The organism is Kosakonia sp. SMBL-WEM22 (assembly GCF_014490785.1).
In the GTDB taxonomy this organism is placed as follows: Bacteria; Pseudomonadota; Gammaproteobacteria; order Enterobacterales; family Enterobacteriaceae; genus Kosakonia.
In genome coordinates, this window is the sequence record NZ_CP051488.1 from 3,629,208 (window position 1) to 3,654,792 (window position 25,585).

Consider the following 25,585-nt stretch of genomic DNA (forward strand, 5'->3'; position numbering starts at 1 on the left):
AAACATAAAGTAACGAAACTCATTATGCGTATATTGATCGCTTTGCTGCTGTTATTTCCGCTAACTGGCGCATCTGCCGCCGACTACCCGCTAACCATTGATAACTGCGGGTTTAAAGAGTCGTTTGAACATCCCCCGGAGCGCGTAGTGACAATTGGTCAGCATGAGACCGAACTGCTGCTGGCGCTCGGTCTGCAAGACAAAATTGTGGGTACATCTGTCTGGTTCGGCGCGCTACCCGATGAGTTAAAACAGCAGGGTGAAAAGCTGAAACGTCTGGCTGAGAATGCGCCGGGGTTGGAAGCCGTCGCCGCTCAGCGCCCCGAGCTTGTGCTGGCCCAGTACAGCTGGCATGTTGGCCCGCAAGGCGAGGTTGCCACGCGGCAACAATTCGAACAGTTGGGTATCAGGACCTGGATCTCGCCTGCCGACTGTACCGCAAAATCAGTCACTGCTACCTCCAACGGCGATGGCGCACGTTCCGAGCCTTACTCAATCAATATCATCTTCGATGAAATTACAGCGCTGGCGCACATTTTTGCTGTGCCTGCGCGTGGCGAGGCGTTAAAGCAGAAGCTTGCTGCGCGTATTGCCGCCGCACAGCGAAACAATCACACGCAGCCGCAAGCGCCACTTAAAGTAGTCTACTGGTTTTCAAGTACCCGCCTGAAAGGCGATCCGTGGGTAGCGGGCAGCAAAGGTGCGCCGGGCTGGATCAGCAAAACGCTCGGTCTGACCAATATCATCGACTCCGACGAGGAGTGGCCTGCAGTGACATGGGAACACATTGTGAAATCTCAGCCAGATATTATTGTCATCGCGAGCATGGAGAGAAGGCTTTATCCCGCAGATGACGTAGCGACGAAAAAGCAGTTTCTGGAAACTGACCCCGTCACGCGTGAAATGCCTGCGGTCAAAAATGGGCACATCGTGGTGGTTCCGGCCATGTCGCTCAATCCCTCATTGCGTAACGTTGAAGCTGTAGAGCTCATTGGTCACCAGATGAATGCTTTTGCTCCCTCAAAATGATCAGGCACTTCGTTTTTTACTGGCGAACCGGCTTAATTATTCTGCTGGGGGCTCTGAGCCTGCCAATAATGATGATATTGGCCGCGACCATCGGTGATATCCCGGTTACATTCGCTACTGCCGCGCGTGCAATAACCAACGGCCTTGGTATAACGCACTTCGATTTGCCTCCTGTCGAAGCCGGGATTGTGTGGCAATACCGGATGAGTCGTGCGCTGATGGCGGCATGTAGCGGCGGCGGGCTCGCACTATGCGGGCTTGTATTGCAATCGCTGCTGCGAAATCCCCTTGCAGATCCCTATTTGCTGGGCATCTCGGCTGGCGCGTCAACCGGCGCCGTCAGCGTTATGCTGCTGGGTATTGGCAGCGGTGCCATCACAGCAGGCGCAGGGGCATTTATCGGAGCCTGTATCGCTTTTATGCTGATCATCCTGTTATCAGGCGGCATGCGAGAGAATGCAGCGCGCATCATCCTGGCCGGGATTGCCGGCACGCAACTGTTTAATGCACTGACATCGTACATTGTCAGTACGGCGGCCAATGCAGAGCAGTCGCGTGGCGTGATGTTCTGGCTGCTGGGTAGTCTTAGTGGCGTACGCTGGGCGGATGCACTGCTGTGCTGCGCTGTCGTCGTTATTGGTCTGCTGATAGTTATTTGCTATGCCCGTTCGCTGGATACGTTTAACTTTGGTACAGAGGTCTCGGCAACGCTTGGCACGCGCGTGCTGCTGGTACGCGTCATTTTACTGCTCACCACTGCGCTAATTACCGCGGTGATTGTCAGTGCCATTGGGGCTGTGGGCTTTGTGGGGCTGGTCATCCCGCATATCACACGAATGCTTGCAGGACATCGCCATCTGATCACCCTACCTGTCGCCTTTCTGGCGGGGTGCCATTTTATGATTCTTGCAGACCTGCTATCACGAACCCTGATTAATCATCAGGTTCTGCCGATTGGCGTCGTGACGTCTCTGGTCGGTGCGCCTGTTTTTGCCCTGATTTTGTACCGTAACCGGGAGAAATGATGATGCATATTGTCGTTGACAGGCTGAGCGTGACTCTGCAGGCGCGCCGCGTCTTATCAGATATAAGCTTTGCAGCGAAACGCTCGCAAACGGTAGGGTTGCTCGGCCCTAACGGTTCCGGTAAATCAACGCTGATTCGTGCGATGGCTGGCGTCCAGCCCTGCGCTTATGCGGGCGTAAAAATTGGCGGTAAGCAGACCAGCAGTCTGAGCAGGCGTCAGCTTTCCCGTACGCTTGCCTTTGTACCGCAGCATGCAGAGTCTGAGGCGGAAATGAGCGTGATCGATATCGTTCGCCTCGGTCGCACGCCGCATCGTAAAGCATTCACGCCCTGGCGTCAGGCTGATGAAAAGGCGGTACAACAAGCCCTTTCGATGATGAAGCTTGATACGCTGGCACACAGATCCTGGCAGCGTCTGTCAGGCGGTGAGCGCCAGCGCTGCCAGATAGCGCGTGCACTTACACAACAGCCGGATATTTTGCTGCTGGACGAGCCGATTAACCATCTGGATATACAGTTCCAGCTTGAATTGATGCGTCTGATTTCCGCCTTGCCGATGACCGTCATTGTGGCTCTGCACGATCTCAATCTGGCGGCAAAATATTGTCAGCATTTAGTTGTACTGCAAGAGGGCCAGGTCGTGGCATCCGGTGAGCCTGACGTAGTGCTCACGCCGAAACTGATCCACTCCACCTGGCAGGTTGATGCCACAATCTATCGAACCGAGCAGGGCGTGATAAATATTCAATATGCCTGAAAAGGCAATTGAGAAGCCGCTGCTAGCGGAAGTGACACTCTCATGAAGCCCGTAGTGTGCAGAGAGAGCCAGACCGGCTAACGCTTAACGCTTTATTTTTATTAAAAACGTAAATAAAAACGCAACTGGAGTGATGATGGCAGTGAAATCCCCCTGTACCGATGTCTGCAACTTCAATAATACAAAAGGCTGGTGTGAAGGATGCGGTCGTACGCTGCAGGAAGCGCGGGAATGGCGCAAACTTTCTCCTTTCCATCGTAAAAAAATCGAACGAGACCTGCCTTCGCGGTTAAAGATCCTTGCAATTAAGATTGAAGAACGCTGAACAGCTCTATTTGATGTGCTGGATGGCGGGATGTTCGAGATCCGCTATAAGCAAAGCGCGGACGTGCAGCCGCTTGCCACCACTGCACGTTGCGCCCGGTAAGGCTATAACTCGTTTTCGGAAGGCGTAGGCGCGGTCAGCGTTGCCCTTACCTGCGGCAGGCCATGCGGATAATTTTCCTGAATAAATTCGATCATCTTTTCCCGCACGTAACAGCGTAAATCAAAGGCCGTGGGCGAGTTCTGTGCCGTCATCAACATCCTGATGGTCATGGTTTTTTCCGTGGTATCGGTCACCTGAAGCACCTGCGTTTGCTGATCCCAAAGCTTGGTTTCACTCAGTACTTTTTCAAAATGCTGACGCAGAGGCTCTAACGGCATTGAGTAATCCACATAGAGAAAAACCGAGCCTAAAATTTGCGCATTATTACGCGTCCAGTTCTGGAAGGGATTTTCGGTAAAGTAGGTGATTGGCAGCACCAGCCGACGCAAGTCCCACAGACGCACCACCACATAGGTCAGGTTTATCTCTTCAATCCAGCCCCACTCTTTTTCCACTACTACCGCATCATCAATTTTTATCGGTTGCGTAAAGGCAATCTGAATTCCGGCAAAGAGATTGACCAGCGACTTTTGCAGCGCAAAACCGATGATAATACCGGCAACCCCGGCACCGGCCAGAATCGTGGTACCGAATTTTCTCACGCCCGGGAAGCTGAGCAAAATCAGGGAGAGGCAGAGCGTTACAAGGATAACGATAGCGACTTTCTTCACATACATTATCTGCGTGCGGATTTTACGCGCACGAAGATTATTCGAAATATTAATGTCATAGCGGATGAAAAGCATATCCTGAGCCACATTAATTAAGCGGATCAGGACCGAGCAAAATGACAAAATAATAAATATATTTATTGTTGTGGTAATAAACCCCAGCGATTCCGGCTGGATATGAACATAATTCACCCCGACGCGTATTAACAGCAGCGGGATGAAAAGAAACATCGATCCGCGCAGATGCTTCTCAAGTGATTTGAAGAGTTTTCTGTCCCGGCTCTGCCAGTAACGGATAAATTGTAAAAGCGTAAATCTCGCGAGAAAACCGATCGCGAGCGAGAGCGTGACGAGCAATACCGCAGGCACCCATGCCGGAGCGCCAGATAACTCACCAAATAAAAAAGGCATGCTTTCCCCTTATTTTCTGCCAACACCCCTGCGTTGTCAGTACGGTTAGATGGACCGGTAACCCTTCCCTTGCAGATAATCCGCAAACTGCCTGATTCCCGCGCCTTATTATATGAAAAATATGAAAACAGCCTTATCTGTTGATAACAATATCAGGTAATTCTGATAACGATTTTCAGCGGCGATAAGCTCTGTTTTCAGAGCGATATATTAAGAACGCTAACGTAAACGGCTGGCAAAAATTCCTCATCCACTATACTGACCAGTGCAGTTGTCATTTTCAGACGAGGCTGCTGACGATTACAGAATGTATAAAACCTGTACCCATGACCATCAGGAGAACAACATGCAGAAGAGCAAAACCCTGAAAGGGCTGCTGGCCGTATCAGTAGCCGTCGCGATGTTCAGCACTGTTGGCGTCCAAGCCCAGACACCGACGAGCGCCGCGCAAAGTAGTAGCGCTAGCGCAGCCAGCACTAAGCTCAGCTCCGGTGACGAAAAAGCACTGAAGGATATGGCGCAGGCCAATATCAACGAGGTCGCCGCCGCGAAAATCGCGCTGGAAAAAGCCAAAAGCAGCGAAGTGAAAGATTATGCGCAAAAGATGGTCGATGACCATGGCGCGGCGCTGACCAAAGTTCAGGACGTCGCCAAGCAGAAAGGCGTGGAGCTGCCGACCGAGCCGGACGCCAAGCATAAAACGATGGCCGCCAAGCTTGAAAAAGAGAGTGGCGACAACTTTGACAAACTCTATATGGAAAATGCTGGCACCAAAGACCATAAAATGGTGCTCGATAAACTGCAGAGCGACGCTAAAGAGATCAAAGATCCGGACGTGAAGAAGCTGGCCGATGAGCATACGCCTGTGGTTGAGCAGCACCTGAAATCTGCCGAACAGATGTCGGCCGCTAAGTAACAAAGCGTAAAAAAGTATACGAGCCTGCGAGCAGAAAGACTCAGGTTCGACGTGTTGCAAACCGGTGCCGCGCCGCTGCCAAACGCAGTGGCACGGCCTTTCAGGTCATCGATCCCGCTTCGCTCACGGTTAACCAGTGCTTAAATAATATTCAGCAACTATCGCACCGATACATAATGCTGTTGACCAGATTGCCGATAACCAGATCAATTCTTACTCGATCCGGTAAATCTGATGCGTATGCCTTTCCTTAAACACCTTTTTTCCCTGAGCCGCCTGCGTTCATCCGCGTCATACAACGCAGTTTGCCAGAATAAACCTGTCATTGAATTCAGTTCGGAGGGGATCATCCATAGCGCCAGCCCGCAGTTTCTCTCGGCGATGGGGTACCGCGCGGATGAAATCATTGGTCAGCACCATCGCATGTTCTGCCCGCCGTCGCTGGTGAACTCAGCGGAGTACGCCCAGTTCTGGCAGCGCCTTTCGCGCGGCGAAAGCTTTAGCGGCAAATATCTGCGTCTGGCCAAGGACAATCGACCGGTGTGGCTTGAGGCCAGCTATATTCCCGTCACCAATCGGCGCGGCGAGGTAATCCGCGTCATTAAAATCGCGGCCGATATTTCTGAGCGTATCCATGTTGCGCTTGAGAAGGAGGCGATCGTTAACGCCATTGGTCGCTCAATGGCCATCATCTCCTTCAGCCCGGAAGGTATCGTGCTGGAAGCGAATGACAACTTCCTCAGCACCACAGGCTATAAACGAGAAGAGGTTATCGGTAAGCACCATCGTCTCTTCTGCTCGGAAACTCTGCATAAAAGTGACGAATACCGCCAGTTCTGGGAGAGGCTGAATCAGGGCGAATTTTTCTCCGGCCAGTTTCCACGCCTGAACCGCCGGGGCGAGCCTTTATGGCTGCGGGCAACCTATAACCCTGTGTTCAACAGCGACGGGCAGCTCTATAAGATTGTGAAATTCGCCACCGATGTCACGGCAGATGTGCTGCGCAACCAGCGGGAGCAGGAGGCAGCTGTCCACGCATGGGATATGGCGGTGCAAACTCGTGGCAGCGCGCAGAACGGCGCGACGGTTATTGAAAACAGCATCCGCATGATTGACACCATTGCCCAGAGAATGAGCACGGTCTCCAGCGATGTCTCGCGGCTCAACGATCAGTCAGACAGCATCGACGGGATGGTTGAGACCATCCGCAGCTTTGCCATGCAGACAAGATTAATTGCATTGAACGCCGCGATTGAAGCGGCAAGAGCGGGCGCGTCAGGACGAAGTTTTGCCGTGGTGGCCGCAGAAGTGCGGACGCTTGCAGCCAGCGTCAGTAGCGCGACGGAAGAGATTGAGCGGGTTGTAGCCAGCAACAATCAGCTGGCTAAAGAGGTGCTGAACGGCATCGAGAATAACCTGATGAGCACCCGGGAAGGCGTGACGCTGATGCGTGAAGCGGGCGAGGTGATTGCCAGCATCCAGAAAAATGCAGCCGGGGTTGAGGCCGCGGTTAAAGATGTCGCCCTTTCCGTCAAAGCTGACTGACTTCAACAAACAGAAATACGCCACGCCATAACCTAAATTTCCCGTCCAGACCAGGAGAGGACAGAGCACCCAGCGCGCTGCCCTCTCCCCTTTTTCCCGGCTTTTAACTACCGCACACACCTATTAGTACGCAAGGAACAATCAATTAAAGTCAGCGGTTAACAGCGATTATTCCTATTAAACAAGCCGTTACGCCTGAACTTAGCCGCCCCGCCTCACGCCAACTGTTTCATCACGAAATTATTTACCTCTCTCCCCCTATCTTTCCGTAAAAATCCTGCCACAATTCACTCAATAAAATCGCGCGTAATTAGTTAATGCGCTATTTATATAACGTAACGGCTACACTTTTGACCATCGCTATCAAACAGGGCGCGACTATGAAAACATTAAAAAACTACACTATCCGCCGCGTCGTGTTATGGATCCTCCTGACAGCGCTGGCGCTGATTACCGCGACCGGCGGCTATGCGGCCTTTGCCGTGCGCGATATGAACAGGCAGGCTGACGAGAGCACAGCGCTGACCCAGCAGGCGATCTTCCTCTCCCGTGCTACGCAGGTGTTACAGCAGGGAAGCGAAGCCGAAAAAGCGGCGCTGATGAATGAGATCCCGGCCGGTGCCGAGTGGGCCACTGAGGCGTTATCTGGCCCTGCCAGCGCCTGGAAAAGGCAGGCCAGCGAGCATCTGGCGGCGTTAACCCGTAAGTCTCATGACAATAGCGCACAGATCGCCGCCGATCGCAGCCAACTCGATATCGTGCTGATTATTGCCCTGCTGGCGGCCGCCGGGCTGGTGCTGTTTTGCGACTGCTATCTGGTTATCCACCTGGTGAAGCCGGTTGGCGATATTCGCGCCCATTTCCGCCTGATTGCGCAGGGTGATCTAACGTACCAGCCACAGGATATTGGCCGTAACTGCGTAGGCCAGATGATCCCGCTGGTGCGTGAGATGCAGAACAGCCTGCTGACTACCGTGAGCGCGATCAGCGAGAACAGCGACGCGCTGCACCGTGAAGCACGCGAGATCGCCGCCGGTAACAGCGATCTGGCAAACCGTACAACTCAGCAGGCAGCGGCCCTTGAACAGGCGGCGTCCAGCATGGAGGAGCTGACCTCAACGGTTAGCCACAATGCCGATAACGCACGCCAGGTTCGCGATCTGTCGGTGATGACGGCGCACACCACCGAGAAAGCGAGCAACCTGGTGGAGACGCTGGCCAGCACCATGAACCGCATTGCCGATGGCTCCGAGCAGATCCGCCAGTTCACCTCCACCATCAACAGCATCGCTTTCCAGACCAATATCCTCGCGCTGAATGCCGCCGTTGAAGCGGCGCGTGCCGGCGAGCAGGGCCGCGGTTTCGCCGTGGTAGCAACAGAAGTACGCTCCCTCGCCCAGCGCAGTGCGGCGGCGGCGCGTGAAATTGAGTCGCTGATCAAATCCGCTATTACCTCGGTTCATGAGGGCAAAGATGTGGCGGAAGATGCCGGTGAGGCGATGAGCGAAGTGAAAGGCAATGTCGCCAGCGTCAACGCGCTGATCGGTGAAATCGCGCTCGCCTCCGATGAGCAGAGTAAAGGCATCTCGCAGGTGACTCACGCGGTTGCCGAGCTGGATCGCGTCACTCAGCAGAACGCGGCGCTGGTGCATCAGATTACGGCTTCAGCCAGCAACCTTAATGGCAGAACGGAAACCCTGCGCGGCGTGGTCCAGCACTTTACGCTGCCGCACGCGGTGAGCTGAGCTTCCTGAAGCAACGTGTTATACGGGACGAGGCTACCTACTGGAGAAGTTTCCGGAGGTAGTAATAAAAAAGCAGACGTCTTTTATCTCTTCGTCTTATTTATAACGGGCAGTGCCGGTGTCGCGGCTGCCCGTTTTTTTTCTCTATTTTTTGGCCAATGCAATATTCTTCTTATTTATTAATGGTGTTGTTATGAAATCTGACCATCCCCTTCCACCTGATGCTCTTCTTCCCCCGCTGACGGGCGCTGATGGCGTAAATCAAATTATGAAATAATTGTGAGACCGCACCTTTTACAGGCATCAGTTGCGCTCCGTTACTGCTACTATCAATACAAATCATATTTGCATTGGGCTGACGTTGCCTGCCGGTATGCTTCCATCCCGCTGTAACAACTAAAAAGCGTTTTCAGCACCCTTTATTTTTTTACCCACCGTCCACAGCCGGTTGGGAGGCAACAATGTTACTCAATATCGGCGACGACAAAGAGCGCCATTTTCTGGCGTTACAGGCCCTGCTGAACCCGGACGACAGCCGCGATGATGTGCTGCGTAAAATTACCCAGCTCGCCGCCAGAATGTTAAAAATACCCGGCAGCTTCATTTCCGTGCTTGATGATGAAAATCAGTACGTGCGCGCAGCGATTAACTTTCAGCTGGAGACCTCCTCGCGGGTGAACTCCTTCTGCCGCTATGCCGTCGACAGCGGTAATCCATTTATTGTGCCGGATACCTTGCAAGATGCGCGCTTTGTTACGCATCCGCTGACCGTTTCCAGCCCCTTTATTCGCTTCTATGCGGGCGTGCCGTTGACCACCCGCGATGGCATTACGCTTGGAACGCTCTGCGTTGTGGATACTCACCCCCATACGGTAACCAAAGAGCAGATTGATACGCTGCGGCTGCTGGGTGAGCTGGCGATGTCGTTTCTGGAAGCCTGGCACTACGCTGGCCTGACGGATGCCATTACCGGGCTGCCGAATAAGCTGCACCTGCTGCGCGATATCCAGCTGCTGAACGCGGCGAATGATACCGCCGAGCGCAACCTGATCCTGATTGACTGTATCGACATGCCACGTGCCTTTGAGCTGGCGCGCACCCGGGGTATGGCCCCGGTGGAGAACCTGCTGCGCGATATGGCGATTATGCTTCCCCTGCGCCTGCGTCCACTGAAGTGCGGCAAACTCTATATGGTGGCGACGGGCCGCTTTGCCCTGCTGACGCGGGCATCGGACAAGATTTCGGCCTGCGCTATCGCCAGCCGCTTGCAGGGCGTCAGCGCCGAGCTGGAGCCGGGCATCACCGTCGAGTTCCGCGTTCACACCGCGGGCAAAAACTTTATCCCCGGCGATCTCTCCGCCAGGGAGGTGCTCAATAAAGCCGTGCATGCCCTGCATGAACGCATCCGCCAGAACACCTTCCAGTTGCCGGAAACCATTATTGATGAAGATGCCGCAGCGATGCCGGTGCTGATGGAGGAGCTGGCGCAGGCCATTAACGGGAAAGAGTCAGGACTCTACCTCGTCTATCAGCCGAAAATGTGTCTGCAAACTGACGCACCGGTTGGCATTGAAGCGCTGATCCGCTGGCGCCATCCGCAAAAAGGCGAACTCTCGCCGGGGATGTTTATTCCCTTTGCTGAACAGGCCGGACTGCTACAGGATCTGACAGGCTGGGTTATCACCAATGTGATCACCCAACTGTCAGGCTGGCATGCGCTCGGGCTTGCGCTCCCGGTCTCCGTTAACGTGAGTATTCAGGATATCTCTGCGCCCGGTTTCGCTGACGCCCTGGAAGCGCGCATGATCCGCGCCCGCCTGCCTACCAGCCTGCTCGGCATTGAGTGTCTGGAAACCGAACGCATCATTGAGAGCGCGGCGGCGCTAAAAGGGCTGGAGATGCTGAAACTGCGCGGCTTCCCCATTTCGCTCGATGATTTCGGCACCGGCTACAGCAACATCAGCTATCTGCGCCGTATGCCGATCGACATCATCAAACTGGACCAGAGCCTGATCTCCAAACTGTCGGAAGACACCGCTTCACGCATTATCGCCCGCAGCATTATCGGCATGCTGAAAGAGCTGGATTATGTTGTGCTGGCAGAAGGGGTAGAAAATGCACAGACCGGCGAAACATTGCAGAAGTATGGCTGCGACCAGGCGCAGGGATATCTCTATGCCCGCCCGCTCCCGGCGCATGAGATGAGCAGCTGGCTGGAGTGGAAAATCCGTGTCTGATATAGCAACGCGTTAACAGGTTACCGTCAGGCGAGGGAGCGCCTCAGAAGCGATAATTATCAATGGATTACCGCAAGTCCGTCATACATATATATATTTTATGTATGCAAGATCGCGTATTCACAAATAGTGTCATTGAATTCATTGCATCCCGGAGTAATATTCGTCTGAAATAATATCTTCAGATGGGTAGGCTATGAAAAACGTCATACTGAGTATGCTGATAAAAATGTCCAGGATGGATGCGCAGATGAAAGAGCTGACCGCCCAGATTGAGGCGCAGTCGCTTATTGTTGCTGCCCTGACGCTGACCGTCGGCAAAGGCGGCGGGCTGGATGAAATGGTGGCGAGCATCAATAAGTCAATTAACTCCGTGCTGGAGACGCCCGACGCCGCGCTGCAATCTGACGCCGAGCTGCTGCTGGTGAAATTTCATGAGCAGGTCGAATTAACGCGCGCCGTCAGCAAAGAGTCGGACGAGGCTCCAGCCGTCGTTTCAGGTGATGACGTGACAGCCGATCGGCCAGAGCAGAGCTAGACCGCCGCTTTTTACTCAGCGTTAACCCAAGCCTGATTCTGTATCACCACCCGGTAGCCATCGGCATCGGCAAAGGTGCGCCCGTGACGATCCCAGTAGGGGTTAAACGAGGCCACCGCAATAAAACCGGCCTCCAGCATCGTTGCGCAGGCTGTTTCCCACTCCGCTTTGTCGGGGTAGTAGAGCACCAGCAAATCTTCGTCCGTCTGCGCAGGCTGCACCGGATGATGGTGGCAGAGGGTTAATTCCATATGCCAGCCCAAACCTTCCCGGCCTAACATCACGCCGCTGAAACCGTCATGATCGCTGAAGTCCGCAATACGCTTCAGCCCTAATCCTTTGCTGTACTGCTGATAAGCCTGCTCAAGGTTGGTTACCGGCCTGGCAATTCGCATATGAGTAAACATTCCGCACTCCTGTCATCGGGTTGATTAAGTGCCTTTAGCCTACACAGAATTCGCGGCTGGATTTGTCGGTAAGAGCCTAAGTACTTTCGCATAGAGATTATATTCTTACGAGCTCTTTTCTTACGCAATTAAGCAAAATAAATAGATTGAATTTTTTGGCATAGCGCACAAGATGCAAATAACTTAGCAGCATCCACGAAGAGTAAATAATGTATTGAGCAGCAACGATTGCGCAGCCGCCGACATATAGCCATTTCCCCAACCCAAGGCCTTCAATACTTAATGAAAAGTAGAAACCCACAACTGCCATCAAACCGATCAAAAGCATAAAAACAGGAAACCAAATTATATTTTTCTTGATCTTCAATTTCTCGTCAGAGTAATCGTAAAAATTCTTTGCGTTGAATACAGTCTTGCAAAAACCAATATGTTTTTTACGATCACGCAAGTAAAACCTTATCACACAATCACTTAAGAAATGATATCGACACATTTTATACTCTAATAGCTTCAACTCCTGTTGATAAGCGTCTAACGCATCGCTCTCCTCAACGCACGTTTTTAAATAGTCCACCGCTTCTGCTTTCTTCTCATTGGAAAGGGAAAAGAATGTTTCAAAGATAAGTACTTTTTTCAGAAATGGTAATACAGGCACTAATAACTTAACGGCACTGGCGATCGATGATACTTCCATATTTACTCCCATGAGATGCGGTTTTCTGATTAGTTATAAAAGCAAAGACTTTGCATAATGTAAAAAATATATCCCTGATTCTAATAAGGCATTTATCATGATTGAATTATTAGCGTTTTATTAATCACCCTAATCAAAGAATTAATATCAGCAAACGCGGAATATAAAAACGCAGGCAGCTAACCATAAAAAAGCCCGCCGGGCGGCGAGCTTTATCGTCTATCAAATGTGGCTTACTCTTCCGCCAGCATCTTCTCTAACCGCGCACGCACGTTATCATCCGGCTCCGCGTGGAAGGCGGTTTCCAGCATGCCGTGCAGCTCCGCCGGGAGCTGCTCTTCCGGCCAGCCCTCCAGCGCGTTGAGCGCCATCAGACGGTTACGCACCACCGGGCTGCGCAGGCCGGTTTTAATCAGCGTCCAGCCCATGCCGGGAAAACGGTTGAGATCCTGGAGGATAAAATCGAGCGCGCCGTGCTGGCGATACTCAGCACCAAGGCCCATCAGCGTATCTGGTCCGCTGGCAATGGCAGCCAGATCAAGCTGCTGCTCAGCAAGTTGCAGAATGCGCTCCATACGCTGCGGGCTTTCGGTCTGCATCAGTTCATACCAGTTCGCTTCATTGGGCACCGTTTGCTGGCGGGCAAAAACCTGCTCCCAGGTATCGATGCCTAACAGCTTCGCTGCGCGCAGGGCGAGATAGAAATCGCCGTTATCGCAGGCGGTGAGATCCTGCTGTACGCGCATCAGCCACTTCTCCTGAGCAACAATCGCCTCGACATCTTCCGCGATGTGCTGGCGGATCTCTTCGCTCCAGCCTTCCGCTTGCAGCGTCTCCCAGTTGTTATCTTCATCACCGGTAAACGCGCCGATGGCGCTGGTATTGAGCAAGTTGCGCAGATCGTCGTTTTCACTGCGGCGCAGCAGCGTGAGGTAGCGATGGCAGGCCTGTGCGCCCTCTGGGTAGTCATGGATATCGCGCGCCGGTCCGCCGGCAATCAGCGCCGCGAGAATGTCGCCTGCGCCGGTCAGCACGCCATCATCCACTGCGTCAACCGAAAGCGCCGCCAGCAAGCGCCCTTTGGTGGCGCAATCCCAGGCGGTGTACTCCTCCATCACCGAATTGGCGTAGCCCTCGCGCAGCAGCCATTCGCGGGTGGCGGGAGAGACCTCATCCGGCAGGCGCTCAATAAGCTGAATACGCCCCCAGCCGGTTACGCGTTTCGCCAGCGCCGTCAGCGTTGCATCAAATGCCTCTTCCGGCAGCATATTGCGCAGGGCGACGGCGGTAAAAAGCGTAAACTCCTCATGCAGGCCGAGAGTGGTCACCAGCGCACGGTTCTCGTCGGAGGGGAAGAAGGCCAGCAACGCAATGGCGCATTTGACCGGGTTGCGATCCGGGCTATTAGTCGCCAGCCAGACCATCAGATCGTGAACCTGCTGCGGCGAAAGCGAAGGTGCTTCCGGCAGTTTGTCGGTCAGGATATCGATGTAATCGAGCGGCGGGCGCGCTTTCAGCAGCGCATAGAAGGTGTTCATATTGGCCGGGGAGGGTTTGCGCAGCACGGCGCTTAATGCGCTGATAATCTCATCCGCCGCCTCTTCTGCGTCTGCGCCGCCGCCGTGGTGACCGAACGCACCATCCATGCCGCCCGCCACCCAGCGCAGCTCGCCTTCAAGGGTATCTTCATCCGGCAGGGTCTGCGCCTGCTCCGGCAACGGCGCGCTGCCGTCGGCATAAGGGGCGAGAAAGTGGTAGATGCTCTGCCTGTCGCCCGGCCAGGGAAGCGGGAAAGGTGCGCTCTGCTCTGCAGCCTCTTGTTTACCGAGGAGTTTTGCTAACCATCGCTGCATACTCATATTCCTTGTATTGAATTCCTGATGTTCGCCGGATGCGCAAAACGCCGACCTTACGCCTGTTTATAGCTGATTATGCCTCTGCCGCACAGAGTTGCCCCCCTGATCAAGTAGGTGATCGTACCTTTCAGAGCAGTAACAATCCCTCTACAACAAGATAAATCTAAGGGTAACGCGTGCGCTATGAATGCAATGAAGTGCTGAACGATCTGGTGAACTACTTTCTGCTTGCTGATATCCGCCTGCTGAAAAAGTTCAAGGATGACAACAATCTCGCTGACGATCTGGCAACAGAGTTTACCCGCAATGAGAGCGGCGATAAGGCGGTGCTCGAAGGCGTGCTGATCCCGATGACGGGCGTTGAAAATTACCCCTACACCATTATTTTCACTCTGCCGCCCGAAACGCCGGAGCTGCTGAAGGCGGAAAACAATCTCCAGCACCGCCGCCCAGGTTACACGCTGCGCGTCGCGCATGGTCAGGTGCAGCTCTTTACCTGGCGCATTCTCGACGACTTTACCGATAAACGTATCAGTGCGTTATTGCAGCGCTATGAAGCGCCCAACCGCCCGCATATCGCCCTTAAAATGGCACTTACTCGGTGGAGATCCTTGCAGGTGAGGTGTTCCGCGAGAATGACTATCAGCCAGCATTTGAGTTTGTGCTGGAGAAAAACGACAATGCGAAACCCGCGCCCAACCTTGATATCAACTATCTTTTTAGCGTCGACAGCCAGAGCTATTAATTGAGAGCGCCCAACAATGAGTAATGAGAGCGATAACCGCCCGCTTCCGCCGCTGGTGTGGCCGGAATTTACCGATGAGCACGCCCGCCTTGCCTGGTGGCGCGACTGTGTACAGGCCTGGCGCGATCAGTGGGATAATCCTGCTCCCGCAACGCCCGCTAGCGACGCGGAGATTGCTGACCTTGAGCAGCGCATCGGCTGCCCGCTGCCGCCGGTGCTGCGCACCTATCATCAGCAGATTGGCGAACTGAACCTCGCTGAAACCCTGTGCAGCGTGACGCCTGCGCAATATGCTGCTATCGAACCACTGCTGGCGGCCTATCCCGGCATTAGCGATATCCTTGAGGATGTGCCGCAGGATGACCCGCAGTGGAAGCTGGTTAATAACCTGATCGCCTTTGGCGACTATCTCGGTAACGGTAATTTGTGGTGCTTTCACCGCGAAACCGCCGAAGTGTGGTATTTCGACCACGACACCTCGCCGATGCTGACGCAGATATTTCGCGATGCCGGGCAGTATCTCGACGCGCTAATGTTCAAATGCCTGCTCGAAGCCCACGGCGAGGAGGAGAATGAGGAACTGCTGCGCGAACGGCTCGGGGATGAGGTAGTGGAGAAGTGGATGTATTAATGGAAGCGGCCTCGTATTGACTGGAAATAATTCTGTACAGATTACAGGCAGCTCCTTAGAATTCCCCCACAGATAATGCAGCCTTTTGGGATATGGGAGGAAGTATGGAAATCAATGTGATTACGTTGATGAAAGCGATCATTGGTGGTGCAGGTTTAGGATTTGCCCTTCCCGGCGGTCTGTCATTTCTCATTCCAGCTTTCACCGTTACGGCAGGTATTGCCTACAGCTTTGCTTTAGCAGGTGCGGTAGTTCTGCCCGCGCTCTATGCTGCAAGGAAGCCTGCTCACTAAAATGCACCTTCTTGACTGGCTTGCACCGCAGAATACACAGGAGTTAACCCGCTTTTATTTCATCCTGTGTATAGGTTACCTTGCAGTGCATCTCACCTGGGATGCATTATGCAAAGAGACTCCACCCTTCTCGCTTGATAAACTCCAGTTCAAAATGAATGAGGTTTATTCATCCTCGACCTTTGCAACCAGCGCTTTTTTTATTGTTATCCTGTTTGATATTAAAAACCCGCTCAGAACATCCGACGCCTTTATTTTCCCGTTAATCATCGCCGCATTAACAGGATTTATGATTTCGCTATCCGCAATAGCTCCTAAAAAAGTCAAAATAGAGTAAGCCCGCTATTACAAGCATCTTTAAATTCGCGAATCCTGAATATAAAGCACCCCACTCATCTAAATCTTATAGCGTCACATATAAAAAAACCCACTGTAGGAACAGTGGGTTAAATTTAATTTAGATCTCTTAAAAACTCGGGAAAAGCTATTCGATTATTCCCACTCAATCGTCGCCGGCGGCTTCCCGCTGATGTCATATACGACACGGGAAATACCGTTAACTTCGTTGATAATGCGGTTAGAGACGCGGCCGAGGAAATCATACGGCAGGTGCGCCCAGTGGGCGGTCATAAAGTCGATGGTTTCGACCGCGCGCAGGGAGACAACCCAGTCATACTTACGGCCATCGCCCATCACGCCGACGGAACGCACGGGCAGGAAGACGGTGAACGCCTGGCTCACTTTGTTGTAGAGATCGGCTTTGCGCAGCTCTTCGATAAAGATATGGTCAGCGCGGCGCAGCAGGTCGCAGTACTCTTTCTTCACTTCGCCGAGGACGCGAACGCCGAGGCCCGGGCCCGGGAACGGATGGCGGAACAGCATGTCGTACGGCAGGCCGAGTTCGAGGCCGATTTTGCGCACTTCATCTTTGAACAGCTCTTTCAGCGGCTCAACCAGCCCCATCTTCATCTCTTTCGGCAGGCCGCCAACGTTATGGTGAGACTTAATAACGTGCGCTTTACCGGTCGCAGAGGCTGCGGACTCAATCACGTCCGGGTAGATGGTGCCCTGTGCCAACCACTTCACATCTTCCAGCTTCAGCGCTTCTTCATCGAATACTTCAACAAAGACGCGGCCGATGATTTTACGTTTCGCTTCCGGATCGTTTTCGCCCGCCAGCGCACCGAGGAAGCGCTCTTCTGCCGGAACATGAACAATGTTCAGACCAAAGTGGTCGCCGAACATATCCAGCACCTGCTCGGCTTCGTTCAGGCGCAGCAGGCCGTTATCGACGAAGACGCAGGTCAGGTTCTTGCCAATCGCGCGGTGCAGCAGCATCGCGGTGACGGAGGAGTCCACGCCGCCAGAGAGGCCGAGGATCACCTTATCGTTGCCAACCTGCTGGCGGATACGCTCAACGGCGTCATCGATGATTTTTGCCGGTGTCCACAGCGCTTCGCACTCGCAGATATCGCGCACAAAACGCTCCAGCATACGCAGCCCCTGGCGGGTGTGCGTCACTTCCGGGTGGAACTGCACGCCGTAGAAACGCTTCTCTTCGTTAGCCATAATGGCGAACGGGCAGGTTTCAGTGCTGGCAACGGTCACAAAGCCGGACGGGATCGCCGTCACTTTATCGCCGTGGCTCATCCACACATCCAGCAGCGCTTTGCCGTCTGCGGTCAGGGCATCTTCAATCCCACGGATCAGCGCGCTTTCGGTCTGCACTTCAACCTGCGCATAACCAAATTCACGCTCGTTAGAGCCTTGAACGTGGCCGCCAAGCTGCATCGCCATGGTCTGCATGCCGTAGCAGACGCCGAGCACCGGCACACCGGCGTCGAAAACGTATTGCGGCGCGCGCGGGCTGTTCTCTTCGGTGGTGCTTTCCGGGCCGCCGGAGAGGATGATGCCGCTTGGGTTGAAGTCGCGGATCTGCGCTTCAGTGACATCCCACGCCCACAGTTCGCAGTAGACGCCGAGTTCACGCACACGGCGTGCGACTAGCTGAGTGTATTGCGAGCCAAAGTCGAGGATAAGAATGCGATGTTTATGAATATTGTCCGTCATTGACGTTAGTTCCGAGGCAAAGAGCGAGATAGAAAAGTCAACGCCCGGCAAAAACCGGGCGCGAATTGCATTAAGAACCCATGCGGTAGTTGGGGGATTCCTTGGTGATGGTCACGTCGTGAACGTGGCTCTCCTGGATGCCCGCGCCGCTAATGCGCACGAACTCCGCTTTGGTGCGCAGGGCGTCGATGGTACCACAGCCGGTCAGACCCATACAGGAACGCAGGCCGCCCATCTGCTGGTGAATAATCTCTTTCAGACGACCTTTGTACGCTACGCGGCCTTCGATACCTTCCGGCACCAGTTTGTCGGCAGCGTTATCGGTCTGGAAGTAGCGATCGGAGGAGCCTTTGGACATCGCGCCCAGCGAGCCCATCCCGCGATAGGATTTGTAAGAGCGGCCCTGGTAGAGTTCGATTTCGCCCGGGGACTCTTCGGTACCTGCCAGCATAGAGCCGACCATTACCGCGCTTGCGCCAGCGGCGATCGCTTTAGCGATATCGCCAGAGAAGCGGATGCCGCCATCGGCGATAACCGGGATGTCCATCCCTTCCAGCGCTTCAACCGCGTCAGATACGGCAGTGATCTGCGGAACACCCACACCGGTCACAATACGGGTAGTACAAATCGAGCCAGGACCGATACCCACTTTCACCGCGCTGACGCCCGCTTCAGCCAGCGCGCGAGCGCCTGCGCCGGTCGCGACGTTACCGCCGATGATTTGCAGATCCGGGTATTTGGCACGCGTTTCGCGAATACGCTGCAACACGCCTTCAGAGTGGCCATGGGAGGAGTCAATCAGCAGCACGTCAACACCGGCGGCAACCAGCGCATCAACGCGCTCTTCGTTGCCCGCGCCCGCGCCGACCGCTGCGCCAACGCGCAGACGACCCTGCTCATCTTTACAGGCGTTCGGTTTACGTTCTGCTTTCTGGAAATCTTTAACAGTGATCATGCCGAGCAGGTGGAAGCTGTCATCCACCACCAGCGCTTTTTCGACGCGCTTTTCATGCATTTTGGCAAACACGACTTCGCGCGCTTCACCTTCACGTACCGTAACCAGGCGCTCTTTCGGCGTCATATAAACGCTGACCGGCTGGTTGAGGTCGGTAACAAAACGCACGTCACGCCCGGTGATGATGCCCACCAGTTCGTTCTCTTCGTTAACAACCGGGTAGCCGGCGAAGCCGTTACGCTCGGTCAGCTCTTTCACTTCACGCAGGGTGGTGGTCGGCAGCACGGTCTGCGGCTCTTTTACCACGCCAGACTCATGTTTCTTCACGCGGCGTACTTCATCTGCCTGGCGCTCGATAGACATGTTTTTGTGAATAAAGCCAATGCCGCCTTCCTGTGCGAGGGCGATCGCCAGACGCGCTTCCGTTACGGTGTCCATTGCCGCAGAGAGCATAGGAATGTTCAGGCGAATGGTCTTCGTCAGCTGAGTGCTTAAATCGGCGGTATTCGGCAGAACAGTGGAGTGGGCGGGAACGAGGAGGACGTCGTCAAACGTCAAAGCTTCTTTAGCGATACGTAGCATGGGCAATATCTCTGACCTGGGTGGTTAAATATTGCCGTGGCATTATACAGAGCGTAACCGATTGCATCTACACTTTTTTGGAAAAATACTTGTAATCAGGTGACATCAGGCTACTATCGACCGAATAACTTGCTGATTTAGAATTTGATCTGGCTCACATGTCCTCATTGCAAACTCCCTCCATTTATACTGTCAGCCGCCTTAACCAGACGGTACGATCGCTACTGGAACGCGAGCTGGGCCAGGTGTGGATCAGCGGCGAAATCTCCAACTTTACCCAGCCCGCTTCCGGTCACTGGTACTTCACCTTAAAAGATGACACCGCCCAGGTGCGCTGCGCGATGTTCCGCAACAGCAACCGCCGCGTCACCTTCCGCCCGCAGCATGGGCAGCAGGTGCTGGTGCGCGCCAACATCACCATGTATGAGCCGCGCGGTGAATACCAAATCATCGTTGAGAGCATGCAACCGGCGGGTGAAGGGCTATTACAGCAGAAGTATGAGCAGCTGAAAGCGAAGCTGGCAGCGGAAGGGCTGTTCGATCAGCAATTTAAACATCCCCTGCCCTCACCCGCGCACTGCGTTGGGGTGATCACCTCGAAAACCGGTGCCGCGCTGCACGATATTTTGCATGTGCTGAAACGCCGCGACCCGTCGCTGCCTGTGGTGATCTACCCGACCGCCGTACAGGGCGAAGATGCACCGGCGCAAATCGTGCGCGCCATTGCCCTTGCCAACAGCCGTAACGAATGTGATGTGCTGATTGTCGGGCGCGGCGGTGGTTCACTGGAAGATCTCTGGAGTTTCAACGACGAACGCGTCGCGCGCGCCATTTTTGCCAGCCGGATTCCGATTGTCAGCGCCGTCGGCCATGAAACGGATGTCACCATCGCCGATTTCGTCGCCGACCTGCGCGCACCCACCCCTTCGGCGGCAGCGGAGATTGTCAGCCGCAACCAGCTTGAACTGCTGCGCCAGGTGCAGGCGATGCAGCAGCGTCTGGAGATGGGCATGGATTACTATCTGGCAGGGCGCAACCGCCGCTTTGCCCAGCTTCATCACCGTCTGCAACAGCAACACCCGCAACTGCGCCTCGCGCGTCAGCAGACGGTGCTCGACCGCTTGCAGCAGCGCATGCACAACGCGCTGGATACGCAGCTTAAGCGCGCGAATACACGTCAACAGCGCGTCGTGCAACGGCTCAATCATCACAACCCCCAGCCGCGCATCCACCGGGCGCAAACCCGGGTGCAACAGCTTGAGTATCGCCTGAGCCAGTCGATTCGCGATCGTCTCGGCAGCACGCGCGAGCGCTTCGGCACCGCCCTCACCCATCTGGAGGCCGTCAGCCCGCTGGCGACGCTGGCGCGCGGCTATAGCGTCACTACCGCCACCGACGGGAAAGTGCTGAAACAGACTAAGCAGGTGAAAGCGGGCGATACGCTCACTACCCGCCTGAATGATGGCTGGGTCGAGAGCGAGGTGCGCATTGTCACACCGGTGAAACAACCGAGAAAACGAAAAACCCCGTAGTTAAAACTCTTAATGCGGTGAGGCGACCTATACTTTTGTTGTTCTTTTGATTTTATCAAGGAGATCAACATGACCACTCGCTTCCCGCACACCGTGATTCCCCCCTACATTCTCCGTCGCATCATTGACCAGGGCTCTGAGGTTCAGAAGCGCTGCGCGAAACAGACCCTGATGCATGTCCAGACGCTGATGGCTCACAGCCACGGTAAACCGAGCGCCCCACAGGCGAACTCGCCGGGCGAGCTGCTGCGTGATATTTACGATGCGCAGCACAAAGAGAGCCTGCCGGGTAAGCAGGTGCGCTATGAGGGCCAGCCTTCCAATGGCGATGTCGCCGTCGATGAAGCCTATGACTACCTTGGCGTCACCCATGACTTTTTCTGGAAAGAGTGGAAACGTAACTCGCTGGATAACAAGGGCCTGGTGCTGAGCGGCACGGTGCATTACGGCCAGGAGTACCAGAACGCCTTCTGGAACGGTCAGCAGATGGTGTTTGGCGATGGCGACGGTGAAATCTTTAACCGTTTCACTATCGCCATTGATGTGGTGGCGCATGAGCTAAGCCACGGCGTCACCGAGTCGGAAGCGGCGCTGATCTACTTTGAACAATCGGGCGCGCTGAATGAATCCCTGTCGGATGTCTTCGGTTCGCTGGTCAAGCAGTACCACCTCAAGCAAACCGCAGAGCAGGCGGACTGGATTATCGGCGAAGGGCTGTTAGCCGAAGGGATCAACGGCAAAGGGCTGCGCTCGATGTCCGAGCCGGGTACCGCCTATAACGATCCGCTGCTCGGCAAAGATCCGCAGCCCGCGCACATGAAGGACTTTATTAAAACCCGCGAAGATAACGGCGGCGTGCACCTTAACTCCGGTATCCCGAACCGCGCCTTTTATCTTGCGGCCACGGAGATTGGCGGTTATGCGTGGGAAAAAGCGGGCTACGCCTGGTACGATACGGTCTGCGATCGCCAGCTGGCGCAAAACGCCGATTTTGCCGCCTTTGCAAAACTGACCATTCATCACGGCGAAAAACGTTCCGGTAAAGCGGTGGCGGCGGCCATCGAACAGGCGTGGAAAGATGTCGGAGTCTTATAATGAACGAACCCGAACTGACCGACGATGCGGTTGTCGAGCTGGCCCGTGAAGGCGGCGTGGCTTATATCCCGATGCTCACCGGGCGAAGGCGGATTGTTATCGCCCAGTTGACCGACGAGCAGCGTCAGCGGCTGATTGAGATCCTGCACCAGGCATTACCGCTGGCGCAGCCTCCCGGTCAGGCTGACTCACCGGGGCGCGGGGACCAGCGCTTTTATCGCCTGCAGATCACCTGGACCACGCGGCAGAGCGATATGCTGCTGCTGATCCCGGAGAGCAAAGCGCCGCCGTCTTTCGTTGAGCTGTGGCGCGAAGGCGAAGGCTGTATCTGCAAGCCTTAGCGCAGGGTGAATTCGACTCGTTTTTTGGAAATCAGCCCGTGGCCGTGCTGGCAGAAGTAGTCCACCGCGCCACAGGCTTTTAATACTTCAAGGGGCTGGTGACACTCCGGGCAGGCAGCATTCACCTCAATATCTTTATTGCACGTGGCGCAGTGCGCCATGGTTCCGGCGAGTTCCAGCTCACCGTGGCAGGTCGGGCAGTTCAGTTGCATAACGCACTCCTCACAATCGTTTCAGATTGACCTAATGATACACCCTCAAAAACAAAACACCCGCCAGCGGCGGGTGAAGTGAACGGTTACTTACCTTTCTTAAGGTGCTTGATCAGGCGCTTACGCTTACGTAACTGGTTCGGCGTCAGGGTGTTGCGCTTGTCAGCAAACGGGTTCTCGCCCTCTTTGAACTGGATACGAATCGGGGTACCCATCACTTCCAGCGATTTGCGGAAATAGTTCATCAGGTAGCGCTTGTAGGAGTCCGGCAGGTCTTTCACCTGGTTGCCGTGGATCACCACAATCGGCGGGTTGTAACCACCGGCGTGGGCGTATTTCAGCTTCACGCGACGGCCACGCACCAGCGGCGGCTGGTGATCTTCTGCCGCCATGTTCATGATGCGGGTCAGCAGCGCGGTGCTGACGCGGCGGGTGGAGCTGTCATAGGCTTCGCGTACAGACTCAAACAGGTTACCGACGCCGCTGCCGTGCAGGGCAGAGATAAAGTGCACGCGCGCAAAGTCGATAAAGCCGAGGCGGTAATCGAGCGTCTCTTTCACCTGCTCTCTCACCTCCTGGCTCAGGCCGTCCCACTTGTTGACGACAATCACCAGCGAGCGACCGCTGTTGAGGATAAAGCCCAGCAGGGAGAGATCCTGATCGGAGATGCCTTCGCGGGCATCAATCACCAGCATTACCACGTTGGCGTCTTCAATCGCCTGCAGGGTTTTGATAACGGAGAACTTCTCGACCACGTCGGTGATTTTGCCGCGCTTACGCACGCCCGCGGTGTCGATCAGCACATATTCGCGCTCATCGCGCTGCATCGGAATGTAGATGCTGTCGCGGGTGGTGCCCGGCATGTCGTACACCACAACGCGGTCTTCACCGAGAATACGGTTAGTGAGCGTTGACTTACCGACGTTCGGACGCCCGACAATCGCCAGCTTGATCGGCAGATCCTGCGGATTGAAATCGTCTTCCGGCTCTTCGGCTTCACCGTTAGCCGCGGCTTCAAACTGCGCCCAGTACTCGGCCTCTTCATCCACCTCTTCCGGCGGGTTCAGCTCATCCATCCACGGCATCAGCACATGCTCAAGCAGGCTGGTGACGCCGCGTCCGTGTGAAGCGGCAATGGCGTGAATTTCGCCAAGGCCAAGGGAGTAGAAGTCAGAGACCGCCTGATCCGGGTCGAGACCATCGGTTTTGTTGGCGACGAGGAAGGTGGGCTTCTCGCGCGAGCGCAGATGTTTGGCGATAGCGATATCGGCCGGCATCAGCCCGGCGCGGGCATCAACCATAAACAGCACAACGTCCGCTTCTTCAATCGCCAGCAGCGACTGCTCCGCCATGCGCGTCTCAACGCCATCTTCGGTGCCGTCGATACCGCCGGTATCGATACAGATAAATTCGCGGCCTTCTACTTCAGCACGACCGTACTTACGGTCACGAGTCAGACCCGGAAAATCCGCTACAAGCGCATCACGGGTGCGAGTAAGACGGTTGAATAGCGTGGATTTCCCAACGTTAGGGCGCCCGACAAGCGCGACCACAGGTACCATGTTTAAAGCCTCATTGCAGAAAATTCATTAGCAAAACGTCACGATTTACGCGGCGTTTTAAAAACAGGAAAACGGCTCCTGCAACAGGAGCCGTCTTTCAGATACGACACTCTCAGCGCGCTTAGCGCGTGAGGGCGTACAGCGTGCCGTCTTTCGCCTGGATAAGCAGTTTGCCGCCAGCCACCACCGGCTCGGTCAGGAAGCCGGAACTATCGACTTTCTGCTGGGCAACAAAGCGACCATCTTCGACGTTAATCCAGTGGAGATAGCCTTCGCTATCGCCGGTCACAATATAACCATTATAGAGCGCCGGAGAGGTCAGGTTGCGATGCAGCAGATCGCTCTGCGTCCACAGCGTTACGCCGCCGTCGGTGCTCAGGGCCAGCACGCGATCGTTCTGATCGATGATGTAGATACGGTTACCATCAATCACAAAATCGCTTACCGAGCCAAGATCGCGTTTCCACATAATCTGGCCGCTGCGCAGATCCAGCGCCGTCATATTACCGTTATAGGCCAGCGCGTAAACCACACCATTTACCACCACCGGCGTGGTATCGACGTCGCTCAGACGGTCGATTTCCGTCGGGCCATTCGCCTGTGAGATACGCTGCTGCCAGATCAACTGGCCCTGCTGCATCAGCACGGCGCTGACGCGTCCGTTATCACCGCCAACAATGGCAGCACCAAACGCGGTGGTCGGCGCAGATTCACCGCGCAGGGAGAGCGACGGCATATCAAGGTTAACGGTCCATTTCACCGCGCCATCCGCTTCGTTCAGCGCCTGCAACTGACCGTTGCTGGTGTGAATCAGCACCAGACCATCGCTGACTACCGGGCGAGAGAGGGCTTCACCCACTACGCCGGTTTTCCAGGCCACGGAACCATCGCTGGCATTCAGCGCATAGACCTGCGCCTGCTCGGTACCGATGTAGACTTTACCGCCGGAAACGGTCACACCGCCGGAGAGCAGCGCGGCGCGGGTGGAGAACCAGCCATCTTTCTCAGCCAGGTTTACCGACCAGATTTCGCGGCCATCATCAATGCTGAGCGCTTTCACCACACCATGACGATCGGCGGCGTAGACCACGCCATCGGCAAAGGCCGGGTGCAGGGTGGAGTAGTACTTGCCGATACCGTTACCGACGGAGGTGCTCCACGACGTTGTCGGCGTGAACTGGTTTTCAACCACCGGCAGCGGCGACATTTTGACAACATCTTCTTCGCTGTTGAAGAGGGAACAGCCGCTCAATAACGTGACGGAAAGCAGCCCTGGCAGGAGTAATTTACGCAATTGCATCGGGTCCC

The 25,585-nt window shown here is 54.9% G+C and carries 25 protein-coding genes; 16 read left to right on the forward strand and 9 right to left on the reverse strand.

Annotated elements, in window-relative coordinates; all coding sequences use genetic code 11:
- Nucleotides 1-24: 24 nt before the first annotated feature.
- The 4 genes from HF650_RS17405 (at nt 25) to HF650_RS17420 (ending at nt 3,137) form a co-directional block, all read left to right on the forward strand.
- Nucleotides 25-1,029, forward strand: a complete 1,005-nt coding sequence (locus HF650_RS17405) for an ABC transporter substrate-binding protein (protein WP_187799679.1) — start codon at nt 25-27, stop codon at nt 1,027-1,029.
- Nucleotides 1,026-2,054, forward strand: a complete 1,029-nt coding sequence (locus tag HF650_RS17410) for an iron chelate uptake ABC transporter family permease subunit (RefSeq protein ID WP_187799680.1) — start codon at nt 1,026-1,028, stop codon at nt 2,052-2,054. Before HF650_RS17405 ends, HF650_RS17410 begins: the two co-directional genes overlap by 4 nt.
- Entirely contained in the window at nt 2,051-2,812 is a 762-nt protein-coding gene (locus HF650_RS17415; RefSeq protein WP_223284197.1) for an ABC transporter ATP-binding protein, read from the forward strand. The genes HF650_RS17410 and HF650_RS17415 overlap by 4 nt, the downstream gene beginning before the upstream one ends.
- A 133-nt stretch (nt 2,813-2,945) precedes the next feature.
- Complete coding sequence (locus HF650_RS17420) at nt 2,946-3,137, forward strand: DUF1289 domain-containing protein (protein ID WP_223284198.1); 192 nt, start codon at nt 2,946-2,948, stop codon at nt 3,135-3,137.
- A gap of 104 nt (nt 3,138-3,241) precedes the next feature.
- Here the strand turns inward: HF650_RS17420 and HF650_RS17425 are convergent, their stop codons facing one another.
- Nucleotides 3,242-4,321 carry a mechanosensitive ion channel domain-containing protein gene (locus tag HF650_RS17425; protein ID WP_187799681.1) on the reverse strand — a complete coding sequence of 360 codons (1,080 nt, stop codon included), beginning with the start codon at nt 4,319-4,321 and terminating at the stop codon, nt 3,242-3,244.
- A gap of 346 nt (nt 4,322-4,667) precedes the next feature.
- On the opposite strand from HF650_RS17425, the gene HF650_RS17430 reads away from it, so the two are divergent.
- The 5 genes from HF650_RS17430 to iraP all read left to right on the forward strand — a co-directional run bounded on the left by HF650_RS17430 (nt 4,668) and on the right by iraP (nt 11,302).
- Complete coding sequence (locus HF650_RS17430) at nt 4,668-5,237, forward strand: DUF4142 domain-containing protein (RefSeq protein WP_187799682.1); 570 nt, start codon at nt 4,668-4,670, stop codon at nt 5,235-5,237.
- A 234-nt stretch (nt 5,238-5,471) separates the two neighbouring features.
- Nucleotides 5,472-6,782 (forward strand): PAS domain-containing methyl-accepting chemotaxis protein, encoded by a 1,311-nt coding sequence (locus HF650_RS17435; protein WP_187799683.1) that lies wholly within the window; start codon nt 5,472-5,474, stop codon nt 6,780-6,782.
- A 380-nt stretch (nt 6,783-7,162) separates the two neighbouring features.
- Nucleotides 7,163-8,527 carry a methyl-accepting chemotaxis protein gene (locus HF650_RS17440; RefSeq protein ID WP_187799684.1) on the forward strand — a complete coding sequence of 455 codons (1,365 nt, stop codon included), beginning with the start codon at nt 7,163-7,165 and terminating at the stop codon, nt 8,525-8,527.
- Nucleotides 8,528-8,988: 461 nt separating this feature from the next.
- Nucleotides 8,989-10,764 (forward strand): EAL domain-containing protein, encoded by a 1,776-nt coding sequence (locus HF650_RS17445; RefSeq protein ID WP_187799685.1) that lies wholly within the window; start codon nt 8,989-8,991, stop codon nt 10,762-10,764.
- A 196-nt stretch (nt 10,765-10,960) separates the two neighbouring features.
- The gene (gene iraP, locus HF650_RS17450; RefSeq protein WP_187799686.1) at nt 10,961-11,302 is read left to right on the forward strand and encodes an anti-adapter protein IraP; all 342 of its coding nucleotides are present in this window, start codon (nt 10,961-10,963) and stop codon (nt 11,300-11,302) included.
- A gap of 11 nt (nt 11,303-11,313) precedes the next feature.
- Here iraP and HF650_RS17455 read toward each other — a convergent pair whose 3' ends face one another.
- From HF650_RS17455 to HF650_RS17465, 3 genes are all read right to left on the reverse strand, one after another.
- Nucleotides 11,314-11,709, reverse strand: a complete 396-nt coding sequence (locus HF650_RS17455) for a VOC family protein (RefSeq protein WP_187799687.1) — start codon at nt 11,707-11,709, stop codon at nt 11,314-11,316.
- A gap of 97 nt (nt 11,710-11,806) precedes the next feature.
- The gene (locus tag HF650_RS17460) at nt 11,807-12,403 is read right to left on the reverse strand and encodes a hypothetical protein (RefSeq protein WP_187799688.1); all 597 of its coding nucleotides are present in this window, start codon (nt 12,401-12,403) and stop codon (nt 11,807-11,809) included.
- A gap of 233 nt (nt 12,404-12,636) precedes the next feature.
- Nucleotides 12,637-14,256, reverse strand: coding sequence for a hypothetical protein (locus HF650_RS17465; RefSeq protein WP_187799689.1), 1,620 nt, complete (start codon nt 14,254-14,256; stop codon nt 12,637-12,639).
- 179 nt (nt 14,257-14,435) lie between these two features.
- On the opposite strand from HF650_RS17465, the gene HF650_RS17470 reads away from it, so the two are divergent.
- The 4 genes from HF650_RS17470 (at nt 14,436) to HF650_RS17485 (ending at nt 16,265) form a co-directional block, all read left to right on the forward strand.
- Nucleotides 14,436-15,008, forward strand: coding sequence for a hypothetical protein (locus tag HF650_RS17470; protein ID WP_223284199.1), 573 nt, complete (start codon nt 14,436-14,438; stop codon nt 15,006-15,008).
- 12 nt (nt 15,009-15,020) lie between these two features.
- On the forward strand, nt 15,021-15,635 hold the full coding sequence (locus HF650_RS17475) for an SMI1/KNR4 family protein (protein ID WP_187799690.1): 615 nt from the start codon (nt 15,021-15,023) through the stop codon (nt 15,633-15,635).
- A gap of 104 nt (nt 15,636-15,739) precedes the next feature.
- A complete protein-coding gene (locus HF650_RS17480) occupies nt 15,740-15,928 on the forward strand; it encodes a hypothetical protein (protein WP_187799691.1) in 189 nt (62 codons plus the stop codon).
- 1 nt (nt 15,929) lies between these two features.
- The gene (locus tag HF650_RS17485) at nt 15,930-16,265 is read left to right on the forward strand and encodes a hypothetical protein (RefSeq protein ID WP_187799692.1); all 336 of its coding nucleotides are present in this window, start codon (nt 15,930-15,932) and stop codon (nt 16,263-16,265) included.
- Between the two features lie 155 nt (nt 16,266-16,420).
- Here HF650_RS17485 and guaA read toward each other — a convergent pair whose 3' ends face one another.
- Together guaA and guaB are read right to left on the reverse strand one after the other, a co-directional pair.
- Nucleotides 16,421-17,998, reverse strand: a complete 1,578-nt coding sequence (gene guaA / locus HF650_RS17490) for a glutamine-hydrolyzing GMP synthase (protein ID WP_187799693.1) — start codon at nt 17,996-17,998, stop codon at nt 16,421-16,423.
- 70 nt (nt 17,999-18,068) lie between these two features.
- The gene (guaB, locus tag HF650_RS17495) at nt 18,069-19,535 is read right to left on the reverse strand and encodes an IMP dehydrogenase (protein WP_023481215.1); all 1,467 of its coding nucleotides are present in this window, start codon (nt 19,533-19,535) and stop codon (nt 18,069-18,071) included.
- A gap of 158 nt (nt 19,536-19,693) precedes the next feature.
- On the opposite strand from guaB, the gene xseA reads away from it, so the two are divergent.
- From xseA to HF650_RS17510, 3 genes are all read left to right on the forward strand, one after another.
- The gene (gene xseA, locus HF650_RS17500) at nt 19,694-21,067 is read left to right on the forward strand and encodes an exodeoxyribonuclease VII large subunit (RefSeq protein WP_187799694.1); all 1,374 of its coding nucleotides are present in this window, start codon (nt 19,694-19,696) and stop codon (nt 21,065-21,067) included.
- Between the two features lie 69 nt (nt 21,068-21,136).
- Entirely contained in the window at nt 21,137-22,162 is a 1,026-nt protein-coding gene (locus HF650_RS17505; protein ID WP_187799695.1) for a M4 family metallopeptidase, read from the forward strand.
- Complete coding sequence (locus HF650_RS17510) at nt 22,162-22,503, forward strand: protealysin inhibitor emfourin (RefSeq protein ID WP_187799696.1); 342 nt, start codon at nt 22,162-22,164, stop codon at nt 22,501-22,503. The genes HF650_RS17505 and HF650_RS17510 overlap by 1 nt, the downstream gene beginning before the upstream one ends.
- Here the strand turns inward: HF650_RS17510 and HF650_RS17515 are convergent.
- The 3 genes from HF650_RS17515 to bamB form a co-directional block, all read right to left on the reverse strand.
- Nucleotides 22,500-22,715, reverse strand: a complete 216-nt coding sequence (locus HF650_RS17515; protein ID WP_139567355.1) for a zinc ribbon domain-containing protein — start codon at nt 22,713-22,715, stop codon at nt 22,500-22,502. The genes HF650_RS17510 and HF650_RS17515 overlap by 4 nt on opposite strands.
- Nucleotides 22,716-22,801: 86 nt before the next feature.
- Nucleotides 22,802-24,277, reverse strand: coding sequence for a ribosome biogenesis GTPase Der (gene der, locus HF650_RS17520; protein ID WP_187799697.1), 1,476 nt, complete (start codon nt 24,275-24,277; stop codon nt 22,802-22,804).
- A 121-nt stretch (nt 24,278-24,398) separates the two neighbouring features.
- Nucleotides 24,399-25,577 carry an outer membrane protein assembly factor BamB gene (gene bamB, locus HF650_RS17525; protein ID WP_042713913.1) on the reverse strand — a complete coding sequence of 393 codons (1,179 nt, stop codon included), beginning with the start codon at nt 25,575-25,577 and terminating at the stop codon, nt 24,399-24,401.
- Nucleotides 25,578-25,585 lie beyond the last annotated feature (8 nt).

Coding starts and splice junctions, on each gene's coding strand:
- HF650_RS17405 (WP_187799679.1), top strand. CDS start 25: ATGCGTATATTGATCGCTTTGCTGCTGTTATTTCCGCTAACTGGCGCA.
- HF650_RS17410 (WP_187799680.1), top strand. CDS start 1,026: ATGATCAGGCACTTCGTTTTTTACTGGCGAACCGGCTTAATTATTCTG.
- HF650_RS17415 (WP_223284197.1), top strand. CDS start 2,051: ATGATGATGCATATTGTCGTTGACAGGCTGAGCGTGACTCTGCAGGCG.
- HF650_RS17420 (WP_223284198.1), top strand. CDS start 2,946: ATGATGGCAGTGAAATCCCCCTGTACCGATGTCTGCAACTTCAATAAT.
- HF650_RS17425 (WP_187799681.1), bottom strand. CDS start 4,321: ATGCCTTTTTTATTTGGTGAGTTATCTGGCGCTCCGGCATGGGTGCCT.
- HF650_RS17430 (WP_187799682.1), top strand. CDS start 4,668: ATGCAGAAGAGCAAAACCCTGAAAGGGCTGCTGGCCGTATCAGTAGCC.
- HF650_RS17435 (WP_187799683.1), top strand. CDS start 5,472: ATGCGTATGCCTTTCCTTAAACACCTTTTTTCCCTGAGCCGCCTGCGT.
- HF650_RS17440 (WP_187799684.1), top strand. CDS start 7,163: ATGAAAACATTAAAAAACTACACTATCCGCCGCGTCGTGTTATGGATC.
- HF650_RS17445 (WP_187799685.1), top strand. CDS start 8,989: ATGTTACTCAATATCGGCGACGACAAAGAGCGCCATTTTCTGGCGTTA.
- iraP (WP_187799686.1), top strand. CDS start 10,961: ATGAAAAACGTCATACTGAGTATGCTGATAAAAATGTCCAGGATGGAT.
- HF650_RS17455 (WP_187799687.1), bottom strand. CDS start 11,709: ATGTTTACTCATATGCGAATTGCCAGGCCGGTAACCAACCTTGAGCAG.
- HF650_RS17460 (WP_187799688.1), bottom strand. CDS start 12,403: ATGGAAGTATCATCGATCGCCAGTGCCGTTAAGTTATTAGTGCCTGTA.
- HF650_RS17465 (WP_187799689.1), bottom strand. CDS start 14,256: ATGCAGCGATGGTTAGCAAAACTCCTCGGTAAACAAGAGGCTGCAGAG.
- HF650_RS17475 (WP_187799690.1), top strand. CDS start 15,021: ATGAGTAATGAGAGCGATAACCGCCCGCTTCCGCCGCTGGTGTGGCCG.
- HF650_RS17480 (WP_187799691.1), top strand. CDS start 15,740: ATGGAAATCAATGTGATTACGTTGATGAAAGCGATCATTGGTGGTGCA.
- HF650_RS17485 (WP_187799692.1), top strand. CDS start 15,930: ATGCACCTTCTTGACTGGCTTGCACCGCAGAATACACAGGAGTTAACC.
- guaA (WP_187799693.1), bottom strand. CDS start 17,998: ATGACGGACAATATTCATAAACATCGCATTCTTATCCTCGACTTTGGC.
- guaB (WP_023481215.1), bottom strand. CDS start 19,535: ATGCTACGTATCGCTAAAGAAGCTTTGACGTTTGACGACGTCCTCCTC.
- xseA (WP_187799694.1), top strand. CDS start 19,694: ATGTCCTCATTGCAAACTCCCTCCATTTATACTGTCAGCCGCCTTAAC.
- HF650_RS17505 (WP_187799695.1), top strand. CDS start 21,137: ATGACCACTCGCTTCCCGCACACCGTGATTCCCCCCTACATTCTCCGT.
- HF650_RS17510 (WP_187799696.1), top strand. CDS start 22,162: ATGAACGAACCCGAACTGACCGACGATGCGGTTGTCGAGCTGGCCCGT.
- HF650_RS17515 (WP_139567355.1), bottom strand. CDS start 22,715: ATGCAACTGAACTGCCCGACCTGCCACGGTGAGCTGGAACTCGCCGGA.
- der (WP_187799697.1), bottom strand. CDS start 24,277: ATGGTACCTGTGGTCGCGCTTGTCGGGCGCCCTAACGTTGGGAAATCC.
- bamB (WP_042713913.1), bottom strand. CDS start 25,577: ATGCAATTGCGTAAATTACTCCTGCCAGGGCTGCTTTCCGTCACGTTA.